General features: G+C 70.0%; 26 protein-coding genes. 9 read left to right on the top strand and 17 right to left on the bottom strand.

From position 1 onward, the window contains the following. Nucleotides 1-684, bottom strand: coding sequence for a hypothetical protein (locus ACWDKQ_RS00455; protein WP_450136611.1), 684 nt, complete (start codon nucleotides 682-684; stop codon nucleotides 1-3). Between the two features lie 177 nt (nucleotides 685-861). Between ACWDKQ_RS00455 and ACWDKQ_RS00460 the strand changes: the two genes are divergently transcribed. Both ACWDKQ_RS00460 and ACWDKQ_RS00465 read left to right on the top strand, forming a co-directional pair. Continuing rightward, nucleotides 862-1,818 (top strand): septum formation family protein, encoded by a 957-nt coding sequence (locus tag ACWDKQ_RS00460; RefSeq protein ID WP_450136612.1) that lies wholly within the window; start codon nucleotides 862-864, stop codon nucleotides 1,816-1,818. A gap of 28 nt (nucleotides 1,819-1,846) precedes the next feature. Beyond that, nucleotides 1,847-2,197, top strand: a complete 351-nt coding sequence (locus ACWDKQ_RS00465) for a metallopeptidase family protein (RefSeq protein WP_450136613.1) — start codon at nucleotides 1,847-1,849, stop codon at nucleotides 2,195-2,197. Between the two features lie 37 nt (nucleotides 2,198-2,234). Here the strand turns inward: ACWDKQ_RS00465 and ACWDKQ_RS00470 are convergent, their stop codons facing one another. Both ACWDKQ_RS00470 and pheA read right to left on the bottom strand, forming a co-directional pair. Next, complete coding sequence (locus tag ACWDKQ_RS00470; RefSeq protein ID WP_450136614.1) at nucleotides 2,235-2,888, bottom strand: histidine phosphatase family protein; 654 nt, start codon at nucleotides 2,886-2,888, stop codon at nucleotides 2,235-2,237. Beyond that, the gene (pheA, locus tag ACWDKQ_RS00475; RefSeq protein ID WP_450136615.1) at nucleotides 2,885-3,808 is read right to left on the bottom strand and encodes a prephenate dehydratase; all 924 of its coding nucleotides are present in this window, start codon (nucleotides 3,806-3,808) and stop codon (nucleotides 2,885-2,887) included. Before pheA ends, ACWDKQ_RS00470 begins: the two co-directional genes overlap by 4 nt. A gap of 217 nt (nucleotides 3,809-4,025) precedes the next feature. Here pheA and ACWDKQ_RS00480 point away from each other — a divergent pair, with 217 nt between their 5' ends. After that, complete coding sequence (locus ACWDKQ_RS00480; RefSeq protein ID WP_450136772.1) at nucleotides 4,026-4,637, top strand: macro domain-containing protein; 612 nt, start codon at nucleotides 4,026-4,028, stop codon at nucleotides 4,635-4,637. Here ACWDKQ_RS00480 and ACWDKQ_RS00485 read toward each other — a convergent pair. Beyond that, entirely contained in the window at nucleotides 4,615-4,806 is a 192-nt protein-coding gene (locus tag ACWDKQ_RS00485; protein WP_450136616.1) for a hypothetical protein, read from the bottom strand. The two genes, ACWDKQ_RS00480 and ACWDKQ_RS00485, sit on opposite strands and share 23 nt — an antisense overlap. Nucleotides 4,807-4,969: 163 nt before the next feature. Next, a complete protein-coding gene (locus ACWDKQ_RS00490; protein ID WP_450136617.1) occupies nucleotides 4,970-5,434 on the bottom strand; it encodes an Hsp20/alpha crystallin family protein in 465 nt (154 codons plus the stop codon). A 198-nt stretch (nucleotides 5,435-5,632) separates the two neighbouring features. On the opposite strand from ACWDKQ_RS00490, the gene ACWDKQ_RS00495 reads away from it, so the two are divergent. Together ACWDKQ_RS00495 and ACWDKQ_RS00500 are read left to right on the top strand one after the other, a co-directional pair. Continuing rightward, on the top strand, nucleotides 5,633-6,145 hold the full coding sequence (locus tag ACWDKQ_RS00495; RefSeq protein WP_450136618.1) for a DoxX family protein: 513 nt from the start codon (nucleotides 5,633-5,635) through the stop codon (nucleotides 6,143-6,145). A gap of 60 nt (nucleotides 6,146-6,205) precedes the next feature. Beyond that, nucleotides 6,206-6,847: a response regulator gene (locus tag ACWDKQ_RS00500; RefSeq protein ID WP_450136773.1), complete on the top strand. Its 642-nt coding sequence runs from the start codon at nucleotides 6,206-6,208 to the stop codon at nucleotides 6,845-6,847. A gap of 505 nt (nucleotides 6,848-7,352) precedes the next feature. Here the strand turns inward: ACWDKQ_RS00500 and ACWDKQ_RS00505 are convergent. The 7 genes from ACWDKQ_RS00505 to ACWDKQ_RS00535 form a co-directional block, all read right to left on the bottom strand. Then, nucleotides 7,353-8,510, bottom strand: coding sequence for a GAF domain-containing protein (locus ACWDKQ_RS00505; protein WP_450136619.1), 1,158 nt, complete (start codon nucleotides 8,508-8,510; stop codon nucleotides 7,353-7,355). A 405-nt stretch (nucleotides 8,511-8,915) separates the two neighbouring features. Further along, nucleotides 8,916-12,572, bottom strand: a complete 3,657-nt coding sequence (gene cydD / locus ACWDKQ_RS00510) for a thiol reductant ABC exporter subunit CydD (protein ID WP_450136620.1) — start codon at nucleotides 12,570-12,572, stop codon at nucleotides 8,916-8,918. A gap of 40 nt (nucleotides 12,573-12,612) precedes the next feature. Next, on the bottom strand, nucleotides 12,613-13,626 hold the full coding sequence (cydB, locus tag ACWDKQ_RS00515) for a cytochrome d ubiquinol oxidase subunit II (protein WP_450136621.1): 1,014 nt from the start codon (nucleotides 13,624-13,626) through the stop codon (nucleotides 12,613-12,615). A 15-nt stretch (nucleotides 13,627-13,641) separates the two neighbouring features. After that, the gene (locus tag ACWDKQ_RS00520) at nucleotides 13,642-15,144 is read right to left on the bottom strand and encodes a cytochrome ubiquinol oxidase subunit I (RefSeq protein WP_450136622.1); all 1,503 of its coding nucleotides are present in this window, start codon (nucleotides 15,142-15,144) and stop codon (nucleotides 13,642-13,644) included. Nucleotides 15,145-15,452: 308 nt separating this feature from the next. After that, nucleotides 15,453-16,109 (bottom strand): IclR family transcriptional regulator, encoded by a 657-nt coding sequence (locus ACWDKQ_RS00525; protein ID WP_450136774.1) that lies wholly within the window; start codon nucleotides 16,107-16,109, stop codon nucleotides 15,453-15,455. Nucleotides 16,110-16,149: 40 nt separating this feature from the next. Continuing rightward, entirely contained in the window at nucleotides 16,150-17,355 is a 1,206-nt protein-coding gene (locus ACWDKQ_RS00530) for a fumarylacetoacetate hydrolase family protein (protein ID WP_450136623.1), read from the bottom strand. Beyond that, the gene (locus ACWDKQ_RS00535; protein ID WP_450136624.1) at nucleotides 17,352-18,218 is read right to left on the bottom strand and encodes a hypothetical protein; all 867 of its coding nucleotides are present in this window, start codon (nucleotides 18,216-18,218) and stop codon (nucleotides 17,352-17,354) included. The genes ACWDKQ_RS00530 and ACWDKQ_RS00535 overlap by 4 nt, the downstream gene beginning before the upstream one ends. 313 nt (nucleotides 18,219-18,531) lie before the next feature. Between ACWDKQ_RS00535 and ACWDKQ_RS00540 the strand changes: the two genes are divergently transcribed. Next, complete coding sequence (locus ACWDKQ_RS00540) at nucleotides 18,532-19,311, top strand: DUF2470 domain-containing protein (RefSeq protein WP_450136625.1); 780 nt, start codon at nucleotides 18,532-18,534, stop codon at nucleotides 19,309-19,311. Between the two features lie 116 nt (nucleotides 19,312-19,427). Here ACWDKQ_RS00540 and ACWDKQ_RS00545 read toward each other — a convergent pair whose 3' ends face one another. Further along, nucleotides 19,428-19,766, bottom strand: a complete 339-nt coding sequence (locus ACWDKQ_RS00545) for a hypothetical protein (RefSeq protein WP_450136626.1) — start codon at nucleotides 19,764-19,766, stop codon at nucleotides 19,428-19,430. 202 nt (nucleotides 19,767-19,968) lie between these two features. Here ACWDKQ_RS00545 and ACWDKQ_RS00550 point away from each other — a divergent pair, with 202 nt between their 5' ends. From ACWDKQ_RS00550 to ACWDKQ_RS00560, 3 genes are all read left to right on the top strand, one after another. Then, nucleotides 19,969-20,778, top strand: coding sequence for a CPBP family intramembrane glutamic endopeptidase (locus ACWDKQ_RS00550; protein ID WP_450136627.1), 810 nt, complete (start codon nucleotides 19,969-19,971; stop codon nucleotides 20,776-20,778). 329 nt (nucleotides 20,779-21,107) lie between these two features. Next, the gene (arcA, locus tag ACWDKQ_RS00555) at nucleotides 21,108-22,310 is read left to right on the top strand and encodes an arginine deiminase (protein WP_450136628.1); all 1,203 of its coding nucleotides are present in this window, start codon (nucleotides 21,108-21,110) and stop codon (nucleotides 22,308-22,310) included. Nucleotides 22,311-22,624: 314 nt separating this feature from the next. Continuing rightward, the gene (locus ACWDKQ_RS00560) at nucleotides 22,625-23,185 is read left to right on the top strand and encodes a ferritin (RefSeq protein WP_450136629.1); all 561 of its coding nucleotides are present in this window, start codon (nucleotides 22,625-22,627) and stop codon (nucleotides 23,183-23,185) included. A 59-nt stretch (nucleotides 23,186-23,244) separates the two neighbouring features. Here ACWDKQ_RS00560 and ACWDKQ_RS00565 read toward each other — a convergent pair whose 3' ends face one another. The 4 genes from ACWDKQ_RS00565 to ACWDKQ_RS00580 all read right to left on the bottom strand — a co-directional run bounded on the left by ACWDKQ_RS00565 (nucleotide 23,245) and on the right by ACWDKQ_RS00580 (nucleotide 26,557). Further along, entirely contained in the window at nucleotides 23,245-23,745 is a 501-nt protein-coding gene (locus tag ACWDKQ_RS00565; protein ID WP_450136630.1) for a hypothetical protein, read from the bottom strand. Then, nucleotides 23,745-24,323, bottom strand: a complete 579-nt coding sequence (locus tag ACWDKQ_RS00570; protein WP_450136631.1) for a SigE family RNA polymerase sigma factor — start codon at nucleotides 24,321-24,323, stop codon at nucleotides 23,745-23,747. Before ACWDKQ_RS00570 ends, ACWDKQ_RS00565 begins: the two co-directional genes overlap by 1 nt. A gap of 410 nt (nucleotides 24,324-24,733) precedes the next feature. Beyond that, nucleotides 24,734-25,684 (bottom strand): DUF5926 family protein, encoded by a 951-nt coding sequence (locus ACWDKQ_RS00575; RefSeq protein ID WP_450136632.1) that lies wholly within the window; start codon nucleotides 25,682-25,684, stop codon nucleotides 24,734-24,736. A gap of 21 nt (nucleotides 25,685-25,705) precedes the next feature. Then, nucleotides 25,706-26,557: a glycerophosphodiester phosphodiesterase gene (locus tag ACWDKQ_RS00580; protein WP_450136633.1), complete on the bottom strand. Its 852-nt coding sequence runs from the start codon at nucleotides 26,555-26,557 to the stop codon at nucleotides 25,706-25,708. Nucleotides 26,558-26,584: the final 27 nt, after the last annotated feature.

Here is a 26,584-nt window from a genome sequence, read left to right on the forward strand (position 1 = left end):
TCAGCTCCCGCTACTGCCGCTCTTGCTGCTGATGCCGAACCCACCCCGCTGGATGGTCTTGCCGCTGGTGTTCTTGATCGTCGAACCGGACGGCTTGGTGAAACTCGACCCGGACGCCGGCGAGCCGATCGGCGGCGCCGACACGCCGGACGGCGTGTACGCGTAGCGGTAGGAGTTGTAGCCGCCGAAGCCCCCGTTAGGCAGGAAGATCGGCATGAAGAACATGCCGCCGCTGTGGTAGCCGCCGTGGGAGGTCACGTAGTTCTCGTCGCAGTACTGGTCCTGGTCGCGGTTGCCGGGCTGGCCCGACTGGTCCGTGGCGCAGTACTCCTGGCTGGCGTTGGCCTCGTTGCTGACTTCCGACGCGGTGTACAACGCGGCCACCAGCGCCACGACGCCGACCGTCGCGCCGCCACCGATCATCAGGCGGCGCCGCTTCTTCGTCTTGGCCGCCGCGGCCTCCAGCCCGGCCCGGTGCTCGTCTTCGCGGCGCTTCTCGGCGGCGATGCGGGCGCGCTGCTCCGCCAGCGTCGGCTCGCGCGGAGTCGTGTGCTCGGGATCCTGGTAGCGGATCCGGCCGCGCCCCGCCTCCTCCGACGGCTGGGGCGGCAGCGGTTGCGCCGGGGTCCCCGCGTCCCCCTGCGGCTGCTCATCGTCTGCCACTGGCTTGCCATCTTCCGTCATAGCCCCACTCCCGAACGCAACATTACCTATTGAGGCGACGTGCCCGGCAACGAATCGGTTCCGAACCCGCCCGAGGGCATCGCGCAAATCGGGCCGCGTCGAGGCATCATGTGTTCGATGGCAGCGCGCAAATCCCCTCCCAGTCCCCGCCGGAACAAGCGCAGCACTCGGATCGTGATGATCTCGGCTGCCGTCGGCGCCCTGCTGATCCTCGTGGTCAGCACGGTGCTGAACTGGCGAACCGGCGGTGATCCCGGGGTCGGCGGCTCCGGGGTCGGCGGCTCCGGCCAGATCGGTTCGGCCCCGGCACCGGAGGCGGTGTTCGATGCCAAGGCGGGCGACTGCCTGAACTGGAACGACCCCGACGCCGGCGATATCAGGAACGTCACCTGTGCCGAGCCCCACCTCTTCCAGGTCACCGGCAGCTCGGAGCTGCGCGGCGAGTTCGGCGACAACGCCCCGTTCCCCAACACCGAGCAGTGGCAGCAGATCAAGCAGCAGCGCTGCACCGACGTGTCGAAGGGCTTCCTGTCCAACCAGTTCGACCCGCACGGCCGGTTCAGCGTGGGGGCGTTCACCCCGAGCGAGGATGGCTGGGCCGACGGCGACCGGACGCTGCACTGCGGCATCCAGCAGCCCGGACCGTCCGGCAAGCTCTACCCGATCACCGGCAGCGCGGCCGAGATGGACCAGTCCAACGTCTACCCGGTCGGCCGCTGCCTGGGCATCAACGGCACGGCGGTGTGGGACCCGGTGGACTGCGCCCGGCCGCACTCGGTGGAGATCACCGGCCAGGTCGACCTCGGCGAGCAGTTCCCCGGCGGCTACCCGCCGGAGCAGGACCAGGACGGCTTCCTGGCTACCAGGTGCGCGGATCTGACCGACAAGTTCGCGGGCGGGCCGACGGTCGCCAAGGACAAGGGTCTGGTCCCCTACTGGGACACGCTCGCGCCGGAGAGCTGGGACGCCGGTTCGCGGCAGGTCAACTGCAAGGTCAGCGCACAGCTGCCGGACGGCAGCGGACTCGCGCCGGTGACCGGCAGCGTCAAGGGCGAGGTGCAGGTCGCCAAGGAGCCGGCGCCGAAGGACACGGCCCCGAACGAGCCGGGCCTGCCCGCGACGGAGCCCCGCTGACGCCTGCCGGTTGCGGTAGAACGGGTGCATGCCGGTGGAGATGACGCGCGTCCGGTTCGAGGAACTCGTGGCCGACGCCCTCGATCTGCTGCCCGCGGAGTTCGCGGCCGCGATGAACAACGTCGTGGTGCTGGTGGAGGACACCAACCCCGCGGACCCGTTGCTGCTGGGGCTGTACGAGGGCATCGCGCTGACCGAGCGCGACAGCACCTACAGCGGGGTGCTCCCGGACCGGATCACGATCTACCGCCAGCCGCTGCTGGACATGTGCGCGGACGAGGAAGAAGTGGTCGACGAAGTCGCGGTGACGGTGGTGCACGAAATCGCCCACCACTTCGGCATAGACGACGAAAAGCTCCACGCCCTGGGCTGGGGCTGAATCGGAACCGACACCAGTGGTGAGGCGAGACCGCAGATCAGGGGGTGTCGAGGCCGTCCCAGGAGAGGCAGCGCCAGCCCGTGCGGACGTCCGGGTCGGCTTCGAGGACGATCATGCCCGTGTTCGGCAGATGCCTCGCGTTGGCATGGGCTCCGTCGACGTTAGCGGCGATGGCGCACGCCGCGAGCCTCAGCATCGCGCCGTGGCTGACCAGCGCCACCGCGCCGGCACCCACGCCGTCGATAGCACTGCGCGCACCCCCGACGAACCGGGTCAGCGCCTCGCGGCCAGTTTCCCCGTCGGGCATCGGGATGTCGATCCGCCCCTCATGCCAGCTCTCGTAGACCTCGTCGAAGATCCGCAGCGCCTCCGAGTCGCCGCGCCCCTCCAGCTCCCCGACGTAGATCTCGTGCGTTCCTTCGACGATCTCGACCGGCAGCCGGTGCCGCTGCGCCAACGGCTGCGCCGTCTGCTGCGCGCGCAGGGCCCGGCTCGCATGGATCGAGATGATCTTCTCCTCGGCCAGCCGATCTGCCAACCGCGCCGCTTGCTGCTCGCCCAGCTCGGTCAGGCCGGGGCCGGGCGGCAAGGTGTCGAGCTCCTGCCGCACGTTGGCCGGGGTCTGCCCGTGGCGGGCCAGAATCAGGCGCAGTCCGGTGGGCGCCGCCAGCTCGAACCCGAAATCGATCATGCCAACCGTCCCGCGCGGATGTCTTCGAGCCACTTCGCCGAAACCTGGAACGCCTGCTCCGAGGCGGATGGGCGCACGCTGGCCGGCGAGCGGTCCGCCTTCGGGTAGGACCCGAGGAACCGCACGGTGCTGCAGCGGCGGCGCAGCGCGGTCAACGCGTCGCCGATCCGCGCGTCCGCGACGTGCCCATCGAAGTCGAGGAAGAACCGGTACTCGCCGAACCGCTCCCGCAGCGGCCGGGATTCGATGCGGCTGAGGTTGATGCCGCGCAGCGACAACTCGGCCAGCATCGCGGCCAGCGTGCCGACCTCGTCGCTGATCACCGCGCACACCGAGGTCCGGTCCGCGCCGGTCGGGTCCGGCAGCGCGCCGGGACGGCGGACCAGCAGGAAGCGGGTGACCGCATCGCGCACGTCGGCGATGCCGCAGGCCAGCCGTACCAGCGACGGGTAGTGTTCGATGGCCACCGGCGCGGAGATCGCGGCGTCGAACTCCCCGGCCGCCACCTCGGCGGCCCCCGCGGCGGTGGAACTGGTCGCGCGGACGCTGGCGCCCGGCAGGTTCTCGGCCAACCAACCGCGGACCTGGGCGAGGGCGTGCGGGTGGCTCGCGACGGTGCTGATCTCGGACATCGCGATCCCGGGCCGACTCAGAAGGTCGAACTGCACCGGCAGCACGGCTTCCTGCACCGCGACCAGTGGTTCGCCGATGGTCAACGCGTCCAGTGTGGCGGACACCGAGCCTTCGACAGAGTTCTCCATCGGCACTCCGGCGGCCAGCACCGCACAGGAGCGCACTGCGGCAAGCGCCAACGGCACGGTGTCGTACGGCACGAGTTCGGCATCGAAATCCCCGGTCAGCTGCCGGGTGGCCTGTTCGGTGAAGGTGCCCGGCGGGCCAAGGTACGCGATTTGTGGCACCCGCCCAGACTAAGAGGGGACTTGTCCTTTGCGCGTGGCGGTGTCGACGGCGCAACCCCGGCAGCCGGAAGGCGGACTGCCGCGCATCCGGGCGCACGGGTGTGGGCGGCCATTCGACGGCGGGGCGCGCCGACCAGGTTCCGAGCCGCGGGTCCGCGCTGCGACGAATCGGCGAATGTGTGACCTACCCAATGCCACCGCGTCACACATTCCTGCGATGCTGTGGGGCGTGACCGCAGATTCGGGGCGCTGCGCGGATGGAGCGGAGCCGGAGCTGCAGCTTGTCCTGTGCGCGTTGGATGAGCCGCTGGCCGCCGCTTGGCAAGAGATCGCCGACAGCCGGGCCGGCCTCACCCTTCACCGGGGTTCGGTGCTCGACCTGCGGGTCGACGCGGTGGTGAGCCCGGCGAACTCCTACGGCTGGATGCGGGGCGGGATCGACGCGGTGTACGCCCGCGCCTTTCCCGAGGTGGAGGAGCAGGTCCGCAGCGCGGTGCTGGCGTACCACGGCGGCGAGCTGCCGGTCGGCGAAGCGCTGCTGGTGCCCACCGGAGCGCCGAACCCGATCTGGCTGATCAGCGCTCCCACGATGCGGGAACCCGGCGAGCAGCTTCCCACCGACACGGTCCACCCCTACCTCGCGGCGCGAGCCGTGCTGCGGCTCTGGGCCAGCGGTGTCCTGGAGAACGGCACCCCGGTCCACCAAGTGGTCCGGACTGTCGCGATGCCCGGCCTGGGCACCGGCGTCGGTGGGGCCGCCCCGGAACTGTGCGCACGCCAGGTCGCGGCGGCGTGGGACGAGGTCTTCACCCGCGTCGACCAGCTCTGAGTCCGGTCAGCCCAGCGGCCGAGGCGTGGTGTAGCCGGGCGCTGCCGCCAAGATCAGCTTTTCGGTGGACGTGGGTCAGCCATGCGCCCGCGAGCCCGGGGTCGGCCTGTTTGAACCGGGCGTATTCGCGCGGCAACGACATCAGCTTCGCGAGACCGAACGTGGTCAACCAGTCCGTCACGTCACTGCCGGGCAGGACTGTTCGGTGCCGCCGACGCATCGGGCGTGGACCCGGCGAGCCGCAGCCGTGTCCTGCAGCGAAGTTTTCGGCACGGCCGATTATGCCGAATTGCCCGGGTGAGGCCCGCACTCGGCGGGCCCCACCCGGTCTGTCAGTTCTCCTCCGGGGCGCTGCTGCGGATTTCGATCTTGGCCGGGCCGGCGGCCGGCTTGTTGATGTCGCGCACGCGCACGCGGAGCACGCCTCGGTCGTAGTCGGCCTCGACCTGGTCGGCTCCAACTCCTTCGGGCAGGTCGAACTCGCGACGGAAGGAGCCCCTGCGGACCTCCCGCAGCACGGCGTTGTCCACCTGGCGGGCCTCGTCGCTGTTGCGCTGACCGCTGATGACCAACCGGCCTTCCGCGACCTCGACGTTGACGTCCTCGGCGATGTCCACGCCGGGCAGATCCAGCTTGATCACGACGTCCGAACCGTCGCGCTCGACGTCGGCGGCGGGCACGAAACCGGCCCCGTTCGGGGCGGCGAAGAACCGGCGGGCGAAGAAGTCGAGGTCGCGGTCGAACTGCCGGACCAGGCTGTTGAACGGGTCCCACGTGGACCGGCGAACCAGAGTCATCGTGCAATCCCTCCCGGGTGCTAAGCCCGAGCCCTGCGCTCCAGGCCATTCACCCCTTCCAACTGGAGTTGAATGATTCTTGTTCCCCATAGACGGATAAAAGTTGAGTCACCCGGACTCAGACACAGGTGATCAAGCGCGCCGAGGTCGAAATGAGTACCGTCAGGCACACCGGCCGACCACCGAGGAGGTCCCCAGATGCTCATTCGCCGTTTGGCCCGGCCGATGCTCGCCGCGACCTACATCTACGGCGGGATCGGGGCGTTGCGCGATGCGCCGACCCACGCCAAGGCTGCCGCCCCGCTGCTGGAGAAGACCGCGGCACCGCTCAAGGACTCGCTGCCGGAACAGTTCCCGACCGATCCGGAAACGCTGGTGCGCATCGACGGCATGGTGAAGCTCGGGGCCGGAGCCCTGCTGGCGCTCGGGAAATTCCCGCGGCTGGCCGCGCTGCTGCTCGCCGGCAGCACCGTGCCGACCACGCTGGCGGCGCACGCGTTCTGGGAGATCGACAACCCCCAGGAGCGGGCCAACCAGCAGACTCACTTCCTCAAGAACATCGGGCTGCTCGGCGGGTTGCTGATCACCGCGGTCGACACGCGCGGCAAGCCATCCGTCGGCTACCGGGCCAAGCGCCGCGCGCGCAAGGTCGCCGCGCACACCCACCACAGCGTCCACGCGGTCAAGGGCGCGGCGAAGGCCCGGAAGTAACCCGGTCGTCAGGCGACCCTCAGCGCACCCGCCGCCGAGCACGTACGTAGCGTAGTGCTCGTGCCAGTGAGGGTGCTGCTAGTCGATGATCATGAGGTGGTCCGGCGCGGGCTCCGCGACCTGCTGGACACCGAGGAAGACGTGGTGATCGTCGCGGAGGCCGGCGGCGTCGGCGAGGCGCTGGTGCGCGCGCAGGCGACCGAACCCGATGTCGCGGTCATCGACATGCGGCTGCCCGACGGCGACGGGCTGGAGCTGTGCCGCAGGCTGCGCGAGCTGCCGCGGCCACCGTACTGCCTGGTGGTCACGGCCTTCGACGATGAGCAGGCGCTGGTCGGCGCGATCAACGCCGGTGCGTCCGGCTACCTGCTGAAGCAGGTGCGCGGGCATGACCTGGTCAACGCGGTGCGCGAAGTCGCGGCCGGCCGTTCGCTGCTGGATCCGATCACCACCGGCCGGGTCCTGGCGAGGTTGCGCCAGTCCACCAGTCCCGAGCCGGACGAGCTCGCCGCCCTGACCGAGCGGGAGCGCAAAGTGCTGGAGCTGATCGGCGAGGGGCTGACGAACCGGCAGATCGCCGAGCGACTGTTCCTGGCGGAGAAGACGGTCAAGAACTACGTGACCTCGGTGCTGGCCAAGCTCGGCATGGAGCGCCGCACCCAAGCCGCCGCCTGGGTCGCCCGCCGCCAAAGCCAGAGCTGAGCAAGACGGTTTCCAGACTCGCCCTGCGTGGCGGTGCGGGTAGCAATACCTCAGACGCCGCCCGGCCTCAGGGGAGCCTCTGACTCATTAATGCCAATTCACCACGCCAGGGACTGGCCTTGCCAACAACCGCGACCGGGGTGGGCATCTCCTGAGAACCCACAGCGGTGCAAGCTGCGAAGGTGGGCAACGGGGCTTCGGCGTATTCAAAGACTAGATCCCGACCTACCGCACCCTCAACGACCGACCCTGCTGGTTAATTTCGGCGCGGTGTTGGGGGCTGTTTGGGAAGGTGCGGGCGTGAAGCGAACGGACCGCTCGTGTCGTCTACCGAAGCGAACAGGCCGTCCACCACACACCGGTTGCGAGGCAGAACCGGAGCACTCCCGCGGTGAAACCAGCCCCTCGCGGAATTAACCAGCAGGGTCACGACCACCTCCAAAAAGCCCTCCACAGCACCGAAAAGCACTCCCGGGTGCACGACGGATTCAGATCAAGCGTTGGTTCAGGTGCTGCTGGAGAGCGGGACTTCCCAGGTGACCGTGGTGCCGCTGTCCGGGGAGGACGTGATCACGCAGCGGCCGCCCGCCGCGACCGCGCGCTCTTCGAGATTGCGGAGGCCGCGTTTGCTCACGTCGCGCGGAATTCCGCAGCCGTCATCCACGACCTGCAGCAGCATCCCCGAATCCGAGCGCCGCACCCGCACCAGCACGGTCTGTGCCCCGGCGTGCCGGACCACGTTGGACAGCGCTTCGCGGAGCGCGGCGCGGGCGTGGTCGGCCACCGGCACCGGCACGTCGCTGAAGTCCCCGTCGATCTCCAGCCGCGGCGGGCGCCCCATCAGCTCCCCGGCGATCTGCACCTCGGAGCGCATCGAGTCGTCGAGCAACGGCGCGTGCGCGGGATTTTCCGGGTCCGCGGAGCGCAGCGTGCGGGCGGTGGCCCGGACCTCAGCGATCGCCTGGTCGATCTGCTCCATCGTCTCGGACAGCCGGGCCGCATCGGCGATGTCGAGCCGGCCCGACAGCCGCCGCTGAAGAACCTCCAACTGCACGCCGGTGGCGTAGAGCCGCTGCACGATCACGTCGTGCAGGTCGCGCGCGATGCGCTCCCGCTCCTGGTAGACGGCGATGCGCTGGCGCGCCGTGGAGCCCTCCGCGAGCACCAGCGCGAGACCGGCTTGGGCCGCGAACGAGGTCAGCACGTCCACGGCGACCCTGGTGAAGGTGCTGGCACCGCGGCGCCGGTAGACGGCCAGCGCGCCGAGCCGCCGCTCACGGGTACCGAAGGGCGCGACGGCGAACGGGCCGTATACCCGCAGCGAGGCTGGGACGTACGGGGCCGTCAGCGGGTCGTCGATCAGGTCGTCAACGACGACCGGCACGCCGCTGCGCGCGACCCGCGCCGCAGCCGAACGCGACGACAGGACGGTGCCGACCGGGTCGGCGAGCGGGCCGATCGCGGTTGGCGCGCCGTACGCGGCTTCGACGGTCAGGCGGCCGTCGTCCGCGCGCACCGTGACGACGCCTAGGTCAGCCTCCGCCAGTTCGGCGGCGCGGCGGACGACCAACGGGAGGACGGCGTCCGGATCCTCCGCTGACAGCGCAGCCCGGGTGATCTCGGTGGACGCCGCCAGCATGCGCCTGGCGAGGGTGGAATCCATGACATGCACGAGGCTATAGCTCCCGCAGCCGCGAAGTCGGCTCCGAACGACGCAGCTCACAGCGCATCCCGCCACCTCCGGCTGGCAGCCACCACGCTGATCGCGGCGATATCGCGCGAAATGTCGCACCTCGCGGTCCCGGCGGAGTGTCCGGCCCGCGCGACCGATCACGGCGCTGATCTCTGCGAGGCCAAGGCCAAGGCCGATCGGACGAAGGGTTCTGCCCACGACAGCATGGCCCGTCGTGCCTTGGCCGCGCTGCATGGCGTTGTGCGATCCGGCGCATCGCATGCCTTGGACTGCCGCATCCCAGCCCGTGCCTTGCCCAGGATTCCTGCTTTCGCAGCAGCAACGGTGCGCCTCGGGGCTGCTGGTCAAGGAGGGGCGACGGCACGCGGACGGCGTTCACGAGAGCGCTTCCTCGCGTTGGTTGTTGCGGACGACCGTGATTTCGCCGCCCTCGACTCGCAGGACGATGTCGGCGTGCTCGGTCTCCGACCAGCGGTGCGTCACGTGGACGAACGTGCGTCCCCGCAGCTTGCGGCGGAGGCGGACGAGCAGCTCCTCCGCCGTCGGCACGTCCAGGTGCGCGGTCGGCTCGTCGAGCAGCATCAGGTCCGCATCCGCGAACAGCAGGGCTCGTGCCAGTGCGAGGCGCTGCGCCTCACCGCCGGACAGGGCCGCTCCGCCGCTACCGACCAGCTCGTCCAACCGCTCGTCCCAGCCTGGCAGTCCCGCCAGCCGGAGCGCCTCGCCGAACTCCTGGTCGCTCGCGTGCGGCGCGGCGAGCCGCAGGTTCTCCCGGATGGTCGTCGAAACCAACTGCGGCTCCTGCGGGCACCACGCCACCCGCTGCGGCACCCGCGCCTCGCCGCGTTCGGAACCCAGAAACCCCAGCAGCAGCGCCAAGAACGTCGACTTCCCACCTCCCGAGGGCCCGACGACCGCGACGTGCGCCCCATACGGCACGCGCAGATCCACGCCCCGCAAGGCCAACTCCGCCGACCCCGGCCACCGGACATCGACACCGGCCAGCTCGACGCCACCGGAATGAGGTCCGGCCTCACCGCACTGCTCGGAATCGCGGGAATCTCCACGCACACGAACGAATTGGACGCCGCTGTTCGGAGCCCCGCGAAGCTCCCCGCCACCGGCGGTCGCCGCTTCGCTCCTCGACTCACCGCTATGGCCCGCAGTCGAGGGCTCCGCCTCGCCGCTCCCCGAAGCCACCTCGCGCGCCACCACACCAGCACGACCCGCAGACCAAAGCTCCGCCTCCGCGCCCCGCCTAACCGCTTCCACCGCACGGCCACGACTCGCCTGCGGCTTGCCAGACCCTGCGGCGAGCAGTGGCGCCAAGCGCGCTTGCGCTGCGCGCAGCGACTGCCACTGCTGCGCCGCCGACGGTAGCAACGCGACGGCTTCCGCCGCCGCTAGCGGCACCAGGCCCAGCAGCGGCGCGAGCTCCGGCGCCAGGCGGCCTTCGGCCACCGCCGTCGCACCGAACCAGGCTCCGCCAAGCACCGCGATGCCGACCAACAGCGTGTTCACCGCCGTCGCGGCGCCCGCGCCAAACGCCGCGCGGCGGGCGCGGTCAGCCAGCTGGTCGTCGGCGGCAGCGAGTTCCGCTCGACGCTCGGTGTGCGCGCCGAAGGCGAGCAGTTCCGCCGAGCCGTCGAGCAGCGCGAGCACGCGAGCCGCGACGCAGCGCCGCCCTTCGGCCACGGCAGTGGTCGCGCGGCGCTCTGCCGCGAGCGCAACGAGCGGGCTCGCCGCGAAGGCGACGAGCAGCACAGCTGCGAGCACCAAGCCCGCTTCGGGCAGCACCAGTGTTTGGAGCACCACCGCCGCGACTGCGACGACCGCCGCGACCAGCGGCGGGAGGATCACGCGGGGCTCCAGGTCTCGGACGGTGTCGACATCGTCGACGAGCCGTGCGACACCCTCGCCGCGGCGCAGTCCGGCGGTGCGCACCGGCCCGAGTCGCACGAGGGCCTCCCACAGCTGCCGCCGGAGGCGGCCGGAGAGCCGAAAGGCAGCGTCATGCGTGACGAGCCGCTCCGCGTAGCGCAGCACCGCGCGCGACAGCGCAAAGGTGCGAACGCCCACGACGGCGACCGAGAGCGTCAGAATCGGCGGCTGCTGCGAAGCGCGGGCGATCAGCCAGGCCGAGGTCGCGGTCAGCGCGAGGCCGGAGAGCAGCGACAGCGCTCCGAGGCCGACGCCGAGGAGCGTTCGCGGCGTGATCAGGTCGCGGATGCGACCGGTCGCCGCCGGCAGGCCGGGCGGAGCGGCCGGGAGGGCTGGGGTGGCTGCTTGCGGTTCGGTCGCGACCGCCTCCGGGCGGTGGCTCGCAAGCACGGCGGTCGCGCCCGCGTCGACGGCGCGTCGGATGGCCGCGTTGACCTGGTGCGCCGTCGCCGCGTCCAGGTGCGCAGTCGGTTCGTCGAGCAGCAGGATCGTCGCTTCGCCGTGCAGCCTCAGCAGCGCTCGGGCTACCGCGACCCGCTGACGCTCCCCTGTGGACAGTTCGTCGATGCGGCGGTCGCGGAGGTGAGTGGCAGCCGCTTCTGACAGCGCTTCGTCGACGTGGGCCGTCAGGTCAGGTTGGTCGGCCGTGGCGATCGCAAGTTCGTCGGCGACGGTGCCGCCGGTGAAGGTCGGGTGCTGCGGCACCCATGCGAGGCGGCGCCGCCACTCGGCCGCGTCGAGCTCGGCGATGTCCACGCCGCCCCAGGTAATCGCGCCTTCCCCCGGGGCGGCGAAGCCGAGCAGCACGGCCATCGTCGTCGACTTCCCGCTGCCGCTCGGCCCGACCCCGTCGAAGCCCTCCAACCGGACGATCTCGCCGGGCCGCGCGAGGAAGCTCAACCCGTCCGGGGCGAACCCGTTCCGCCGCCGCACCCGCAGCCCGGACACGCGCAACGCGCTATCGGCGCGAACGGACCGCTCACGCCGATGAACGAGGTCAACAGGCCGTTCGCCCGTACGCAACCCCTCCGAAGCGAACGACCCCCTCGCCTCATCTACCGGAGCGAACGGACCGCTTACCCCACCTACCGGAGCGAACGGACCATTCGCTTCATCTCCCTGCTCTTGCCGCGAAGCGGTGCGACCGCTCACGATCTCGTCGACCCTGCGGACGGCTTCGACGCCGTCCTCGCTTGCGTGGTGGGCGGCTCCGGCCGCGCGCAGCGGCAGGTAGCACTCCGGCGCTAGGACCAGCACCAGCAGCCCCGTCGCCAAGTCGAGGTCGCCGGAGACCAGCCGCAGGCCGATGCCGACCGCCACCATCGCCACCGACAGCGACGAGAGCAGCTCGAGGACCAGCGCGGACAGGAAGGCGATGCGCAGGGTCGCGATCGTGGTGCGGCGGTGCGTGTCGCTGACCCGGCGGACTACCTCGCCTTGCGCCCGCGCCCGCCCGAACGCCGTCAGCACCGGTAGCGCCCGGATCAGCTCCAGCAGCTGGCCGGACAGGCGCTGCACCGCGTCGGCGGCCCGCGAGGTGCGCTGCTCTGTGTACTTTCCGACCAGCCACGCGAACAGCGGGATCAGCGGCACAGTGATCACGACGACCAGCGCGGAAACCCAGTCAGAGAACAGGATCCAGGCCCCCACCAGCGGCGGCACCACCGCGGCGGTCACCAGTGCGGGCAGGTATTTGGTGAAGTACGCGTCTAGCGAGTCGAGGCCCTTCGTGGCGAGCGCGGTCAGCTCGGCCGGGCCGCGCTGCTGGATCCACTCCGGCCCCCGGTGCAACGCCGAATCCAGCAGCAGGCCGCGCAACTCCTCCTTCGCACCCGCCGCCGCCCTGGCGGACACGGTTTCGGTCGCCCAGGCCAGCACGGCCCGCGCCACCACCGCTGCGGCCAGCACGACCAGGTAGTGACCGATCGCGTCCGGTGCCGCGCCGCGGGTCACCACCGCTGCGAGCGCGCTGCCCAGCGCCCAGGCCTGCACGATCAGCGCAACGGCGTTGCCTACCGAAAGCAGCCCGGCCGCGACGAGCGCACGCCGGGCCGCCGTGGACAACCGGGGCAGTGCTCCCAGCGGACTCATCACGAACTCCCTGTGATGTGCTGCTGACCTGCGGAAATCGTCATGCGCTGGGTACGTGTGCCGGTGGGATGTGCTGGGTGCCGATGCGCTTGCGGAACACCCAGTACGTCCAGCCCTGGTAGATCAGCACCGCCGGGGCGCCGAAGGCCGCCACCCAAGTCATCACCGTCAGCGTGTACGGGCTGGACGCGGTTTCCGCGATCGACAACGACCACGCCGGGTCCAAAGTGGATGGGATCACATTCGGCCACAGCGCGCCGAAGAGTGTCACTACCACGCCGGCCAGCGCCACGCCCTGCAGGGCGAACGCCTGGCCGTCCCGCCACCGGTACAACCTGGCGAGCCCTGCAGGCGCCGCAACCAGCGTGATCACCAGCGGCACCCAGGTCCAGGTCTCGCCCTCCCGGAGCTGCGCGATGAACACGAGCGCGATCACCGGCAGCAGCAGCGGCACCCCAGCTCGCAGCGCGAACCGCCGCGCCCGCTCCCGGATCTCGCCCTCCGTCTTGAGCGCCAGGAAAACCGCACCGTGCAGCAGTGAGAACCCGCACACCGCGAGCGCGCCGATCACGTTCGGCAGCGTGAAGATCGTCCACCAGCCGCCGACCCGGTCCCCGTGCTCGTTCAGGGGCAGGCCGAAGACGCTCGCGGACAGCACCAGCCCGACGATCATTGGCGAGATCCACGAGGCGAGCACGATCACCGCGTCCCAGGTGCGCCGCCAGCGCGCGGTGTCCACCTTGCCGCGGTACTCGAACGCCACGCCACGCCCGATCAGCGCGACCAGCAACACCAGGAACGGCAGGTAGGCCGTGCTGAACAGGGACGCGTACCAGCCCGGGAAGGCGGCGAACGTCGCGCCGCCCGCCACGATCAACCAGACCTCGTTGCCGTCCCAGACCGGGCCGATCGTGTTGATCAGCACCCGCCGCTGTTCGTTGCGGCGGCCCAGCACCGGCAGCAGCATGCCGACGCCGAAGTCGAAGCCCTCCAGGAACAGGTAGCCCAGCCAGAACAGGACGATCACGCAGAACCAGAAGGTGGGCAGATCCATCGCAGGTGCAGCCTCTCAGTACGCGAAGGACAGGGCTTCGCCGGAGCTCTCCTCGCCCTCGGGCGGCTTCGGCGGCATCACCCCGTCGAAGCCGCCGCGGACATAGCGGACGATCAGGAAGATCTCCACGATCGCGAGCACCCCGTACAGCGCGGTCAGCACGATCACCGAGGTCAGCATTTCGCCGGGGTGCACGCCCGCGGACACGGCCGACGCGGTGTACATCCACACACCGTCGACGCCGGAGGGATCGGGGTTGGGCACGACCACGAACGGCTGACGGCCCATCTCGGTGAACACCCAACCGGCGACGTTGCCGAGGAACGGCAGCGCGATGCTCAGCACCGCTAGCGGCGCCCACCACTTGCCGGGCGGGAACTTCCGCTTGCGGGTCAGCCAAACAACGGCCAGCGCGCCGAGCGCCGCCAGCCCGCCGAAGCCGATCATGAACCGGAACCCCCAGTAGGTCACCGGCAGGTTCGGCACGTAGTCGATGGGCTGCCCGGCGAACGAGCCCAGCCGCGGGTCGTCCGGGTAGTGCGTGCCGTACTTGGCCTGGTACTCCGGGATCAGCGCCTGCACGCCCTTGACCTCGCTGTGGAAGTCGCCTTCCGCCAGGTAGGACAGGATGTAGGGCACGGTGATGCTCTTGACGTTCTCGCAGTCGGGGCGGGTGACGTCGCCGACGGCGAAGATCGAGAAGCTGGCGGGCGCCTCGCTGTGGCACAGCGCCTCGGCGGAGGCCATCTTCATCGGCTGCTGCTGGAACATCAGCTTGCCCTGGACGTCCCCGGAGATCGCGAGCCCGGCGAACGCGACCACCGCGACCCACGCGCCCAGCCGCATCGAACCGTGCCAGGCGCGGCGGTCCTCGTCGTCGACGTCGGACTTGCGGTGGTGCCGGGCGATCTGCCAGGCGGCGATGCCGATCAAAAACGAGCCGGCGACCGCAAAGCAACCGAACACGGTGTGCGGGAACGCCGCGAGCACGGTGTTGTTGCCCAGCACCGCCCAGATCGAGGTCAGCCGGGGCCGACCGTCGACGAGCTCGATGCCCCCCGGGTGCTGCATCCACGAGTTGGCGGCCAGGATGAAGTAGGCGGACAGCACCGTTGCCAGCGAGAACGCCCAGGCACAGGCCAGGTGCACGCCCTTGGACAGCCGCTCCCAGCCGAAGATCCACAGACCGAGGAAGGTCGACTCGACGAAGAACGCGAGCAGCCCCTCCATGGCCAGCGGCGCGCCGAAGACGTCTCCGACGAAGCGGGAGTAGGAGCTCCAGGCCATGCCGAACTGGAACTCTTGCACGATGCCGGTGACCACGCCCATGGCGAAGTTGATAAGCAGCAGCTTGCCCCAGAACTTGGTCATCTTCAGGTAGCGCTGCTTGCCGGTGCGGTACCACGCCGTCTGCATCCCGGCGACCAGGATCGCCAGCCCGATCGTCAGCGGAACCATCAGGAAGTGATAGACCGTCGTGATCCCGAACTGCCAGCGGGCGATGTCGAGCAGATCCACGGCTCCACCCTGCCGCCCCGAGCTTAGAAACCGCAGAGGCAAGGGCCCTATCTCGCCCAGTCGAGAGTCCTAACCCGGACGGGACCTTGGTCCTGGTGACGCTGGGCAATCGCGTTCATCGGATCGGTTACATGTATCAAGCGATTGGTGATGCGAAAGACCGCAGCTGTGAAAAACGGATCGTACCTGCTCCGGTTCCTCCCGCGCTGCGCCGGCGGTCGCCGAATTCACCCACTGGCCAGGAGCCCCGCGCCACCCATCGCAAACGCGCTCAGAACCCGAGAGCCCGGGTTCCGCGGCGCGGGGTATCAGCGGAGCGCTTCGGCGACCGCCTCCGCCGCTTCCAGCACCAGCGGGCCGACCTCGTCGGGCGCCAACGGCTGCAGGGCCACCACGCCCACGCTGGCGCGCAACCCCGGCACCCCTCGCACCGGCGAAGCGACTCCGAACGCCCCCGGCTGCAGGTCGCCGCTGCTGGTGATCCAGCGCGGCCCACCGGGCGGCAGGTCCACGGCGCGACCGGCCGCCCCGCGATGCACCGGATGTCGACTGCCCACCCGGTACGACACGTGGTAGCTGGTCCACGACGGCTCGACGACCGCGACTACCTGCGCCTCGCTGCCGTCGGCCACGGTCAGGTGCACCGTCGCGCCGACCTTCTCCGCCAACGCCCGCAAGGCGGGCAGCGACGCGGTGCGCAACTGCGGTAGCACGCGCCCGGCCAGCCACAGCACGCCGAGCCCGAGCCGCACCTTCGAGCCCTCGCGGCGCACCAGGCCGCGGCTTTGCAACGGCCCGAGCAGCCGGTACACCGCCGCGCGGCTGACTCCGACGGTCGCCGCCAGGTCGCTAATGGTGGGCGCTTCGCTTTCCGCGTCCGCCACGGCCTGCAGCAGGCTGAGCCCGCGGTCCAGGGTCAGCGAGCTCTCCTTGGTGGCTGGCTGGACTTCGCACGGCAGGCCCATCGGGGCGCGGATCGGCTCGGGGCTGGGTTGGGCCATCGCGTCACCTCCGAGCCGCGGCCAGCACCGTGCCGGTCACCTCGCCGAGCCCGATCATCGCGCCGTCGGGTCCCGGCGCACTGCCACTCAGTGTCACCCTGTCCCCATCCTGGAGGAAGGTCCGCTGCTCACCGTCTTGCAATGTGATCGGTTCCGCCCCGCCCCAGGTCAGCTCCAGCAGGCAGCCCCGTTGGTCGCGCTCCGGGCCTGACACTGTTCCGGAGGCGAACAGATCACCGGGCCGCACCGGCGCACCGTTCGCGGTCAAGTGCGCGAGTTGCTGCGCGGGCGACCAGGCCATGTGCTCGAATCGCGGCTGCGACAGCAGCGTCTCGTTGCAGCGCACCTCCAGCCGCAGGTCCAGCCCCCACGGATCGTCCTCGACCAGGTAGGGCTGCAACACGTGCTCCGGGGCCGGAGTCGGCACGCGGGCGTGCTCGAACGCTTCCAGCGGGGTGATCCACCCGGCGATCGACGTGGCGAAGGACTTGGCCAGGAACGGCCCCAGCGGTTTGGACTCCCAGGCCTGGATGTCCCGCGCCGACCAGTCGTTGACCAGTGCCACTCCGAACACGTGCTCCGCGAAGTCCGAGGTGGGCACCTGGGCGGCCGGTTCGCCGCCGCAGACGAACCCAACCTCCGCTTCGAAGTCCAGCCGCCGGGTCGGGCCGAACGCGGGCTGCAGGTCACCGGCGGCCCTGCGCTGCCCACGCGGGCGGTGGATGTCGGTGCCAGAGACGTAAACGGTGCCCGCCCGGCCGTGGTAGGCGATCGGCAGGTGCGCCCAGTTCTCGGGCAGTGGCGCGTCGGCGCGGCGGAAGATGCGGCCGACGTTCTCGGCGTGGTGCCGCGACGAGAAGAAGTCGACGTAGTCGGCGACCGCGAACGGCAGCACCAGGGTGTGCCAATCGGTGCGCACCAGCCCCGCACCGGCCGGCGCCCGGTCGGCCGTGACGAGCTCGGTGAGCCGTTCGCGCAGCTCGTGCCAGCGGTCGCGGCCCGCCGCCAGCAGGGGGTCGAGCGAGGCGCCGGAGACGAGCTCGGCGAGTCGAGGACCGAACGCCCCGGCGACGCCGCGCAGCGGCAGCGCATGCCGCCCGACCCGCACCGCGATGACCGGTCCCCCGCCGGTTACCAGCACCCCGTAGGGCAGTGTCTGCGGGCCGAACGGCTTGTCCGGGGCGAACTCGGGGTCCTCGATCCAGGTCAAAGCAGCCCCAATCCTTCGAGTTCGGCGACCGGGTCCTGCAACGAGTACGAGCCGTAGGACGCGAAGACGTCGCGCACCGCGTTGGCCGCGTCGTCGGACAGGGCACGCGCCTCCTCCGCCAGCGCGGGGCCGTCGGTGCTGGCCAGCGCCGCCCGCACGTCCTTGCCGGACAGCGAGCGCGCGGTCGCGACGAGGATGTTGAGAAAGCCGTGGTGGGTGAAGCCGGTTTCCGGATCGCTGCCGCGCACCGCGGTGTGCAGCCCGGTGGTGGCCTTGAACGGCACGTCGAGGGTGCCGGCGACCGCGAGGAAGTCGTTGACCACGTCGATGGACGGCACCGATTCGGCAGTCTGCCCGCCGCAGCGCAGCTTGGGCCAACAACCGTGCTCGGCGACCCGCCGGATGCCGCCCAGCCAGCCGTCACCGCCGCGACGCGGCTCGACGACCCGGATGATGTCCTCGGGCACGAACTCCGAGACCCGTTCCAGCCAGATGTCGTCGACGTCCGACGGCGCGGGCATCTCGACCATCCGCAACGCAAGCAGTTCCTGCCGCCCCTCGATGATCGACAGGGCCTTGGGCACGCCGCCCAGCCCGGTGTCGCACACCAGCGAAAGCGGCACCGGCGAAGCTGGCTTCGCCTTCGCCAGCTCGGTGATCAACTCGGCCAGTCGGGACGCCTTGCACAGCATCGGTCCCAGTAGGCCCGTGTACTCGCCGCCGCGCGCGTCCAGATGGTCGGCCACGGCCTGCTGCACACCGGCGGTCCCCGGCGGGAATAGCGCGGCGTCGTCAACCAGTCGGGCGAACAGGGGTGGGATGCCGCGCGGACCGGGCGCGCGAAGCTCAACAGCGCTTGACACGGCTGACACGCTAATGCCGTACCGGCCAGTGAACAAAGGTGCCCGATAAACGGACGTCTGGCGGGGTCATGTAGGCCTCCCTCGCCTGGTTTGGACATCATCATCCCCTGGCCGCCAACGGCGCTCGCACCACCCCTTCGCGCACTACTCCGGCTGGCTCCCCACCGCGACGTTCCAGCTGGTACTAAGAGGGGTGTGCGGATCAGCTCGCGGGCGACAAAGCCCGCCCAAGGCGTCCCGGGCCGCACATCACCCGGCAGGACGACTTCACCGCACCGGGTAAGTTAGGCTTGCCTAAATTTGGAGGTGGGCAGTGGGTGAAGCGACCATCCGCCGGCCTGCGACGCCGAGCGCCGCGGAACGGGCCAAGAGCATCGCCAAGCGCGGCGGCCGCGCGGCGCTCCTGCCGGCCAGCGAGGCCTCGGCGCGCATCGCGCCGTTGCTGCACCACGTGCACTCCGACGGAGCCGCAACCGTTCTGCTGGCCGACGAACACCCGCTGATCGCAACTGCCTGGCAAGCCCCGCGCGCAGAACTCGCTGCCGTCCTCGAACTCACCGACCCGACGCCGGTCCGGCTGCGCGAGCCGGTGCGCGGATTGCTGTGGCTGACCGGCTGGGTGCGGCTGCTCGACGGCGCGGAGGCCCGCGACGAGGTCCTCTCCGTCGCCGCGGGACGACCGGACCCACGGCTGCTGGACGCCGGGCACGGCGCGAGCGTGTTGCGCCTGGAGTCCGCGTCGCTGGTGTTGGCGGACTCCGAGGGCACCAGCTCGGTGGACCCGGCGGAATTCAAGGCAGCCGCGCCTGATCCGTTCTGCCTGCAGGAAGACACGTGGCTGCGGCACCTGGAGCTCTCGCACCGCGACGTCGTCGGACTGCTGGCCCGGCACCTGCCGGAGCAGCTGCACGGCGGGCACATCCGCCCGCTGGGGCTGGACAAGTGCGGCCTGCGGCTGCGGGTGGAGTCCGCAGACGGCGATCACGACGTGCGGCTGGCGTTCTCCCGCCCGGTCAGCACGACCGAACACCTCGGCGCCGAACTCCGCCGCCTCGTCGGCTGCCCCTTCCTCGCCCAACCACGCCAGAGCTAAAGGCCGGGTGGGCTGAAGCGAAGGGCCTGTTCACCTCAATGAACGGCACAAACGGTCCGTTCGCCCCATCCCACCAACATCTGCCGCGCTCCGCCCGAATGAAGCTAACGCAGCATTCACCTCAATAGGCGGCGTGAACAGGCCGTTCGCTTCAGACCCCTCGCCGGTTCAGTCGTCCGTGCCGTGTTCGCCAGCTCTGAGGTGTCAGACGGTTGGATGCGTCCGTCGCGGAAGCGCAGCGGCTGGACGCCAGGCCCGACCAGCATCGCTTCCTCCACCGCGCCGCGGCTGGTGAGCATCCACAGGAACGAGTGCGCCACGATCGACGCTCGGCCGGGTCGGGTTCCGTCGACGAACCGCACCAGCAACCCGCTCGGGACGATCTGCCGCAACTCCACCGCAACGCCGTCCCGGACGCCGAACACGTCGGCCGAGCCGAGCGCCCCGTCGAGCACCTCCGAAGTGGCGCAGCGCCTCCAGCACTCGCACCGCGCGATTGGGTTCCGCCGAGCCCCAGACGAACGTCCATGCCCACCTCCGCCGGACCGACGTCGATCCGACGCGGCGGGGGTGGTGCGCAGTTCCGAACGGGCTTTCCCGGTTTTGCCAGCCTTCGAACCACCCGCGCGCATCACCGATCCGGGTACGGTTCGTCGCGTGAGCACCTTGCGCGCATGGCTGACCCCGACCCGGCCCGGCGAGCCCGCGTTGATCGCGGACCGAGCGGAGCGCAAGGCGATCATCATCGAACTGGTCGTGGTCTTCGCGGTAACGCTCGGGCTCTCCGGCCTGCAAAGCCTGCTCTCCCTGCTAGACGCCCTGATGCGCCCGGAGCCGCTGGCCGACCAGCACGCCGCCATCAACGTCCCGCGGGCCGAGCTCGGACTGATCGACATGCTGGCGCAGCTGACGAACGTACTGCGGCTGTGCGCCTGGGGCGGCCTGGGGGCGTTCCTGCTGTGGCGCGGCGGGATAGCGCTGTGGCGGGTCGGCCTGGACCGGTCACGGCCTGGCCGGGACCTCGCTGGCGGGCTCGGGCTCGCGGCCCTGATCGGCATCCCCGGCCTGGGTCTGTACCTCGTCGCGCACGCCCTCGGCCTCAGCCTGACCGTGCAACCCTCCACCTTGGACGCGGCGTGGTGGAGGGCGCCGGTGCTGACACTCGCCGCGTTCGGCAACTCTTTCGCCGAAGAGGTCCTGGTAGTGGCTTACTTGCTGACCAGGCTGCGGCAGCTGGGCTGGTCGGAGAACCGGGCGCTGTGGCTGTCGGCTGTGCTGCGCGGCAGCTACCACCTGTACCAGGGCTTCGGCGGGTTCGCCGGAAACGTCGTGATGGGCCTGGTCTACGGGCGTGCCTGGCAGCGCACGAACCGCCTGTGGTCGTTGATCGTCGGGCACGCGCTGATCGACGTGGTGGCCTTCGTCGGCTACGCCGCCCTGCGCGGCCGCGTCGGCTGGCTCCCCTGAAAAGAACTCTTTCCAGACGCGTTTTGCGTAGTGCGGTTAGCGGAACCTCAGACGCCGCATGGACTGCGAAATCCCCGATTTGCCGATGACCCACGAGTCTTCGTGGCGGTCCTCGACAGACGGCGTCTGAGAACTCGCGGCGGTGCAAGCTGCGTGCATGGGACCAAAGCGGCTTTCGCCGCTGCAGAAAAGATCAAACCGGTCTGAGCCGAACCAGTCTGCCACCGCGCGCAACGATTCGACCATGAACTGCGCAATTTGTTTAATGATTGATCGAAGCGCGGCGCCAATGACGGACGTTTCGATTCGTTGCGATTAAGCTGCGAGTCGTGACCGAACCACACGTCCAGAGCGAGGTCGGCCCGCTGCACGCGGTGCTGCTGCACCGGCCGGGCACGGAACTGAAGCGGCTCACGCCGCGCAATAGCGACCAACTCCTGTTCGACGCGATCCCCTGGGTCGATCGCGCGCAGGAGGAGCACGACGCGTTCGCCGAGGTGCTCCGCAACCGGGGCGTCGAGGTACTGCTGCTGCGCGACCTGCTCAACGAGGCGCTGCACGACACGCGCGCCCGGGCCGCGGCCGTGCTCGCGTGCGTGGACGAGCTCAAGCTGGGCGAGGACATCGCCGACACACTGCGCTCGCACCTGTCCAGCGTGGGCGACGCCGCGCTGTCTGAAATCCTGATCGCGGGCATGACGTTCGAGGAACTGCCCGCCGCCGAGGGCCAGTCCCTGGTCCGCCGGATGCACCACGCGCACGACTTCGCCATCGACCCGCTGCCGAACCTGCTGTTCACCCGCGATTCTTCGGTGTGGATCCGCGACCGGGTCGCGATCGCGGCCCTCGCGATGCCGGCTCGCCGCCGCGAATCCGCGCTCACCGACCTGATCTACGCCTACCACCCGAGGTTCTCGCATTCCGCCCGCGCCTACGGCGCGCACTCCGCACCCGTCGAGGGCGGCGACGTCCTGCTGCTCGCGCCGGGAGTGGTGGCCATCGGGGTCGGGGAGCGCACCACCCCGGCCGGCGCGGAATCGCTGGCCCGCTCGATGTTCGCCGACGATCTGGCGCACACCGTGCTGGCCGTACCGATCGAGCAGGCCCGCGCCTCAATGCACCTGGACACGGTGTGCACGATGGTCGACCGCGACGCGGTGGTGATGTACCCGGCGATCCAGCACTCGCTGGAGGCCTTCACCTTGCGCCCACTGGACGGCGAGCTGAAGGTGTCCGGCCCGACACCCTTCCTGACCGCCGCGGCGGAGGCGATGGAAATCGACCACCTCCGGGTGATCGACACCGGCCTGGACCCGGTGACCGCGGAGCGCGAGCAGTGGGAGGACGGAAACAACACGCTCGCGGTGGCACCAGGTGTCGTAGTGGCCTACGAGCGCAACGCGGAGACAAACGCCCGGCTCGAGGAAGCCGGAATCGAGGTGCTGCGGGTCAGCGGCTCCGAACTCGGCTCCGGCCGGGGTGGCCCCCGTTGCATGTCCTGCCCCATCACCCGCGCCCCATTGCATCCCTGAATTCAGACTTCGCAGGCGGCGAAACACGCCGATCACTTGACCAGGGGACGGATGAAGGGCTCCTTTAACGGACCAAGTCGGCCTAAGACTAAGACGCCTTTCGCCCGTAACGAACCACTCAGATCGGTGGCCAGTTTCAAAACTTCGCCACTTTCGGTAGCCGAAGCCACACTACCAGCACAAACCGCATAGGCTTGCCTTGGCTTAATTATCCGAGGATTGCCTTCGCTAAATGGAGAAGAACCAAGCCCAACCATACCGTCATTAGGTTTACCTGAAATGTAACTGGACTGATTCCAGAGTATATTGAAGGCATGGCTGTCACCGCGAAGAAGATTCATCACAAGGAATCCAAGTTCGAGCACCTGCTGCAGGAGCAGGTCCGGAATGAATTCACCGCCTCGCAGCAGTACCTCGCGGTCGCGGTCTGGTTCGACAACGAGGACCTCCCGCGGCTGGCCGCGCAGTTCTACCGTCAGGCGTTGGAAGAGCGCAACCACGCGATGATGATCGTCCAGTACCTGATGGACAACGACATCAAGCCGGCCATCCCGGCCATCGAACAGGTTCGCAACGATTTCACCGAGACCCGCGAGCTCGTCGCGCTCGCCCTGGAGCAGGAGCGCGAGGTCACCCGCGAGATCGAGACGCTGGCCAGGACCGCCCGCGAGGAGGGCGACTATCTCGGCGAGCAGTTCATGCAGTGGTTCCTGAAGGAGCAGGTCGAGGAGGTCTCCTCGATGTCGACGCTGCTGAACTTGGTCGACCGGGCCAAGGGCAACCTCTTCGACGTCGAGAACTACCTGGCCCGCGAAACGGTCAGCGACGACGGAGTCGACGCAACGGCCCCCAGGACGGCCGGCGGCGCCCTCTGAGCCGCCCCACCCCGCAAGCCCGCGCCGGATGAGCCGCAAGGCCGCCGGCTGGGTGGCGGCTACTGCCCGGGGGTGTTGGGTTCGGTCGCCGGGTGTTGCGAAGACGTTTGACTCGGGGAGCTGGTGACCGACGGCTCGGAGGTCGTCGGGGCCGGCTCGGAGGTGGTCGTCAGCAGGATCTCCGGTGACAGCGGCTTCCGCGTCGGCGTGCCTGTCGGACTCGGTGCCGTCGGCACCTGGCCCGACGGCTGCTGCACCGGTGGCGGGGCCGGTGGCTGCTGCGACAGTTCCAGCGGCGTGGTCGAGCTCGGTTTCGGCTCCGGCTGCACCACGGGCGGCACGGTCGGCCGCAGCGGATCGTCCGACTGGTGGCTGACCAGCGCGATCCCGCCCCCCACCAGTAGCACCGCGCCCAGCGCGCTGCCCGTCGCGGCCAGCGTGCCGTTGCGCTGCCGACGGCGACGTGCGGCGGCCACCAGCGACCACTCCGCCCCCGTCCGCACCGGGATGTCCAGCTGGTCGTCCTGGAAGACCCGTTGCAGCTCGTCCTCCAGATCCATCACACGTCACCTCCTTCCACCAACGGCCCGAGCCGCTTGCGCAGCGTCGCCAGCGCCTTGCTGGCCTGGCTCTTCACCGTTCCGCAGCTGACTCCGAGCGTCTCAGCGATCTCCAGCTCGGAAAGTCCCTCGTAGTAACGAAGCACCACCACCGCGCGTTGCCTCGGCGGCAGCGATCGCAGCGCGACCCACACCGGCTCGTGCTCCAGGCGATCCCGCCGGATGGCGGCGGGGACGTCCGGGAAGTCGGCGAGCAGCGTTTCGCGGCGCGTCCGCCGCCAGCGGCTGACGTGCGTGTTCGCCATCGACTTGCGCACGTAGGCACTGGGGTCCGCGCAGTTCCGGCTGACCTTCGCCCAGCGGGCGCCGACCTTCTCCAGCACGGTCTGCACCAGGTCGGCGGCGTCGTGCGGGTTGCCGGTCAGCGCATGGCCGTAGCGGATCAGCCCGGGCAGTGCCACCCGGACGAATTCCGCGAAGTCATCTTCTGTCGCCGCCATGTCCCCCCGACGCGCCCGCTCGCGGTAGACACCGGACGCCTCGGCGGCGGTCGACACGGCGGGCAGGTGCGCGGTCACCCCTCCACCCCCTCAACGTCAGGTATCGCCGAGGGCGACACGTCGCAACGCGCCGATGGGTTGCCGCACGCCGCCATTGATCACTCGATTGGCGCAACGAGGACGGGTTTCGCGAGGTGTGGATGTCGTGCTCGGCTACGAATGTCGTTCCCCGGAGCAAGCCGGCTCGCCACCACGAGCTGGTCGTCAGAGAGGCGGCACCTTGCCTCGCCGACGGCCCGGGACCCACCACCGGGTCCGCTATGGACAACCTCGGACGGATGTCCGGTAGGAGTGGGCCTGGGCGCAATTTCAATAGAAATCGCGGAACGTCGGCGTGTTAGACCCCGACACGCCGACGGCTGTGGATAACTTCCGCAATTCCAAAGGAAATCAGGCCTCCGATTTCCATTGAAATTGCGGTTCACTGGTCAGCGGATGGTGACTTGGCGGCCGCGGAGGCCGTCGCGGGCGCGCCGCTCCGCCGCGTCCAGCGGCTCCGAGTCCAGCGACGCTAGGGCCTCCGCCAGCCGACGCCCGAGCTCCGCGGCGGGCTCGTCCCACTCACGCGCGTGCTTCTCGCGGTCGAGGTCCCATACCGGCACCAGCAGGCCGTGCGCGCGGAAGGACCCCGCGTACTTGCTGCCCTCGCTCAACGTGAGCTCGCCCCGGGCAGACAGCCGCGCGAGCGCCGCCAGCAGCCGCTCCTCCGGCTCCGGACGCACCCACCGCAGGTGCGCCTTCTCGCCCGCGTCCACCCAGTACGCGGATTCCACACCTTCGGCGGTCAGCCTCTCGGTGGGCATGATCGCGGCGTTCGCCCGCTCCAGGGACAGCGCGACCTCGCCGGTCGGCTCCACATCGCCGGGCAGCCACCAGGCGAAGTCCTTATGCAGCTCGACGTCCAGCGGCGCGGCCGGGTCGAGCAGGTCCTGCAGGCGGTTGGGGACGGTGCCCGCCTCCGCCGTCTCCGGGCCCACCACCGACAGCGATTCGCCCAGCTCAGCGGCCTGCACCCACTCGACGGCGCGCGCGAGATCCCGACTGATATCACCGGAATGGGTCTGCACCTGGAGCCCGATGAAGGCCTTGTCGTCGTTGCGCCGCAGCGCCGCGGCGGCCATCGGGAGCACGGTCACGAGGGTGATTTCACCTTCGCCGCGCAGCGGCAGCTTCGCCGTCGCCGACGGCACGAACTCGCGCAAGGCCACCAACTCGCACTCTGCGGCCAGACCCTCGAAAGGCCTGGTCACGATCACGTCGGCGGCACCACCTGCGGCACCGTGGCAAGCCTTGTAGCGCTTCCCGGAACCGCACGGGCAGGGCTGGCGCGGCTTGATCCCGGTGTCCGTCTGAGGCTTGGGTGCGGTTCGCTTCGACACTGCAGATCCCCTCGCTCGCGGTCAATTCGCCGTGACGCTACCGAACTGCGCGGGCTCCGATTCAGCCAGGTGGAAGCGGGTGGACGCGGGCGAGTTGGTCGCCACGAAGCGCACTCCGGCGCGGCGGCACAGCTCGACGTCGGCGGGGTCGTCGACCGTCCAGCAGTAAGTGTCGCGGCCGAGCGCGGCGACGCGCGCGACAAATCCTGGGTCCTCGCGCACCAGCCGGATGTCCGGGCCTGCGAGGTCCGCCCACGGAGGCAGCACCCCGGGCCGCCACGAGCTGCGGAACCGGTCGAACAGCAGGACGGTCGGCACGCCGGGCGCGGCCTCGCGGAACCGGCGCAGCGCCGACTGGGAGAACGACATCATCAGCACTGGCGAGCTCTCCGGGTCCGCAGGCGTCGCCAGCCCGTGGCGGGCCAGCAGCGCGACGAGCTTGTGCTCCACCAGCCCGCCGTAGCGGACCGGGTGCTTGGTCTCGATGAACAGCCGGACCGGCCGCGAGTGGTCCCGGACCAGGCCGAGGAGTTCGTCGAGGGTCAGCACGCCGTGCTCGGGCGTTGCGGCCGGGCGGCGCAACAGCTCGTCCGCGGACTCCGGCGGTTCCTGGTGCCAGCCGCCGAAGTCCACTTTGGACATCGCGGTGACGGTGAGCTCGCTGACCACGCCGCGTCCGCTGGAGGTCCGGTCGATGCGGCGGTCGTGCACGCAAACGAGCCGGCCGTCCCGGCTGACCCGGATATCACATTCGAGTGCATCGGCGCCCTGCTCCAGGGCCAGTTCGTAAGCACCGCGGGTGTGCTCGGCGCGATGCGCAGAGGCCCCTCGGTGCGCAACGACGTCGGGGGTCGGTTGCCGCACGGCGCCCATTATGCGGGCGACTTCGATCCACTTCCG

The sequence above is a fragment of the Saccharopolyspora sp. NPDC000995 genome (genome assembly GCF_053599315.1).

What these genes read in the sequence shown, in the direction of transcription:
- ACWDKQ_RS00490 (WP_450136617.1), bottom strand. Translation starts at nt 5,434, where the DNA reads ATGACTCTGGTTCGCCGGTCCACGTGGGACCCGTTCAACAGCCTGGTC.
- cydB (WP_450136621.1), bottom strand. Translation starts at nt 13,626, where the DNA reads ATGGATCTGCCCACCTTCTGGTTCTGCGTGATCGTCCTGTTCTGGCTG.
- ACWDKQ_RS00505 (WP_450136619.1), bottom strand. Translation starts at nt 8,510, where the DNA reads ATGGATTCCACCCTCGCCAGGCGCATGCTGGCGGCGTCCACCGAGATC.
- ACWDKQ_RS00580 (WP_450136633.1), bottom strand. Translation starts at nt 26,557, where the DNA reads ATGGGCGCCGTGCGGCAACCGACCCCCGACGTCGTTGCGCACCGAGGG.
- ACWDKQ_RS00455 (WP_450136611.1), bottom strand. Translation starts at nt 684, where the DNA reads ATGACGGAAGATGGCAAGCCAGTGGCAGACGATGAGCAGCCGCAGGGG.
- ACWDKQ_RS00470 (WP_450136614.1), bottom strand. Translation starts at nt 2,888, where the DNA reads ATGATCGATTTCGGGTTCGAGCTGGCGGCGCCCACCGGACTGCGCCTG.
- ACWDKQ_RS00565 (WP_450136630.1), bottom strand. Translation starts at nt 23,745, where the DNA reads ATGGATCTGGAGGACGAGCTGCAACGGGTCTTCCAGGACGACCAGCTG.
- ACWDKQ_RS00465 (WP_450136613.1), top strand. Translation starts at nt 1,847, where the DNA reads ATGCCGGTGGAGATGACGCGCGTCCGGTTCGAGGAACTCGTGGCCGAC.
- ACWDKQ_RS00525 (WP_450136774.1), bottom strand. Translation starts at nt 16,109, where the DNA reads ATGGGCCTGCCGTGCGAAGTCCAGCCAGCCACCAAGGAGAGCTCGCTG.
- ACWDKQ_RS00480 (WP_450136772.1), top strand. Translation starts at nt 4,026, where the DNA reads ATGCTGTGGGGCGTGACCGCAGATTCGGGGCGCTGCGCGGATGGAGCG.
- cydD (WP_450136620.1), bottom strand. Translation starts at nt 12,572, where the DNA reads ATGAGTCCGCTGGGAGCACTGCCCCGGTTGTCCACGGCGGCCCGGCGT.
- ACWDKQ_RS00460 (WP_450136612.1), top strand. Translation starts at nt 862, where the DNA reads ATGATCTCGGCTGCCGTCGGCGCCCTGCTGATCCTCGTGGTCAGCACG.
- ACWDKQ_RS00495 (WP_450136618.1), top strand. Translation starts at nt 5,633, where the DNA reads ATGCTCATTCGCCGTTTGGCCCGGCCGATGCTCGCCGCGACCTACATC.
- ACWDKQ_RS00560 (WP_450136629.1), top strand. Translation starts at nt 22,625, where the DNA reads ATGGCTGTCACCGCGAAGAAGATTCATCACAAGGAATCCAAGTTCGAG.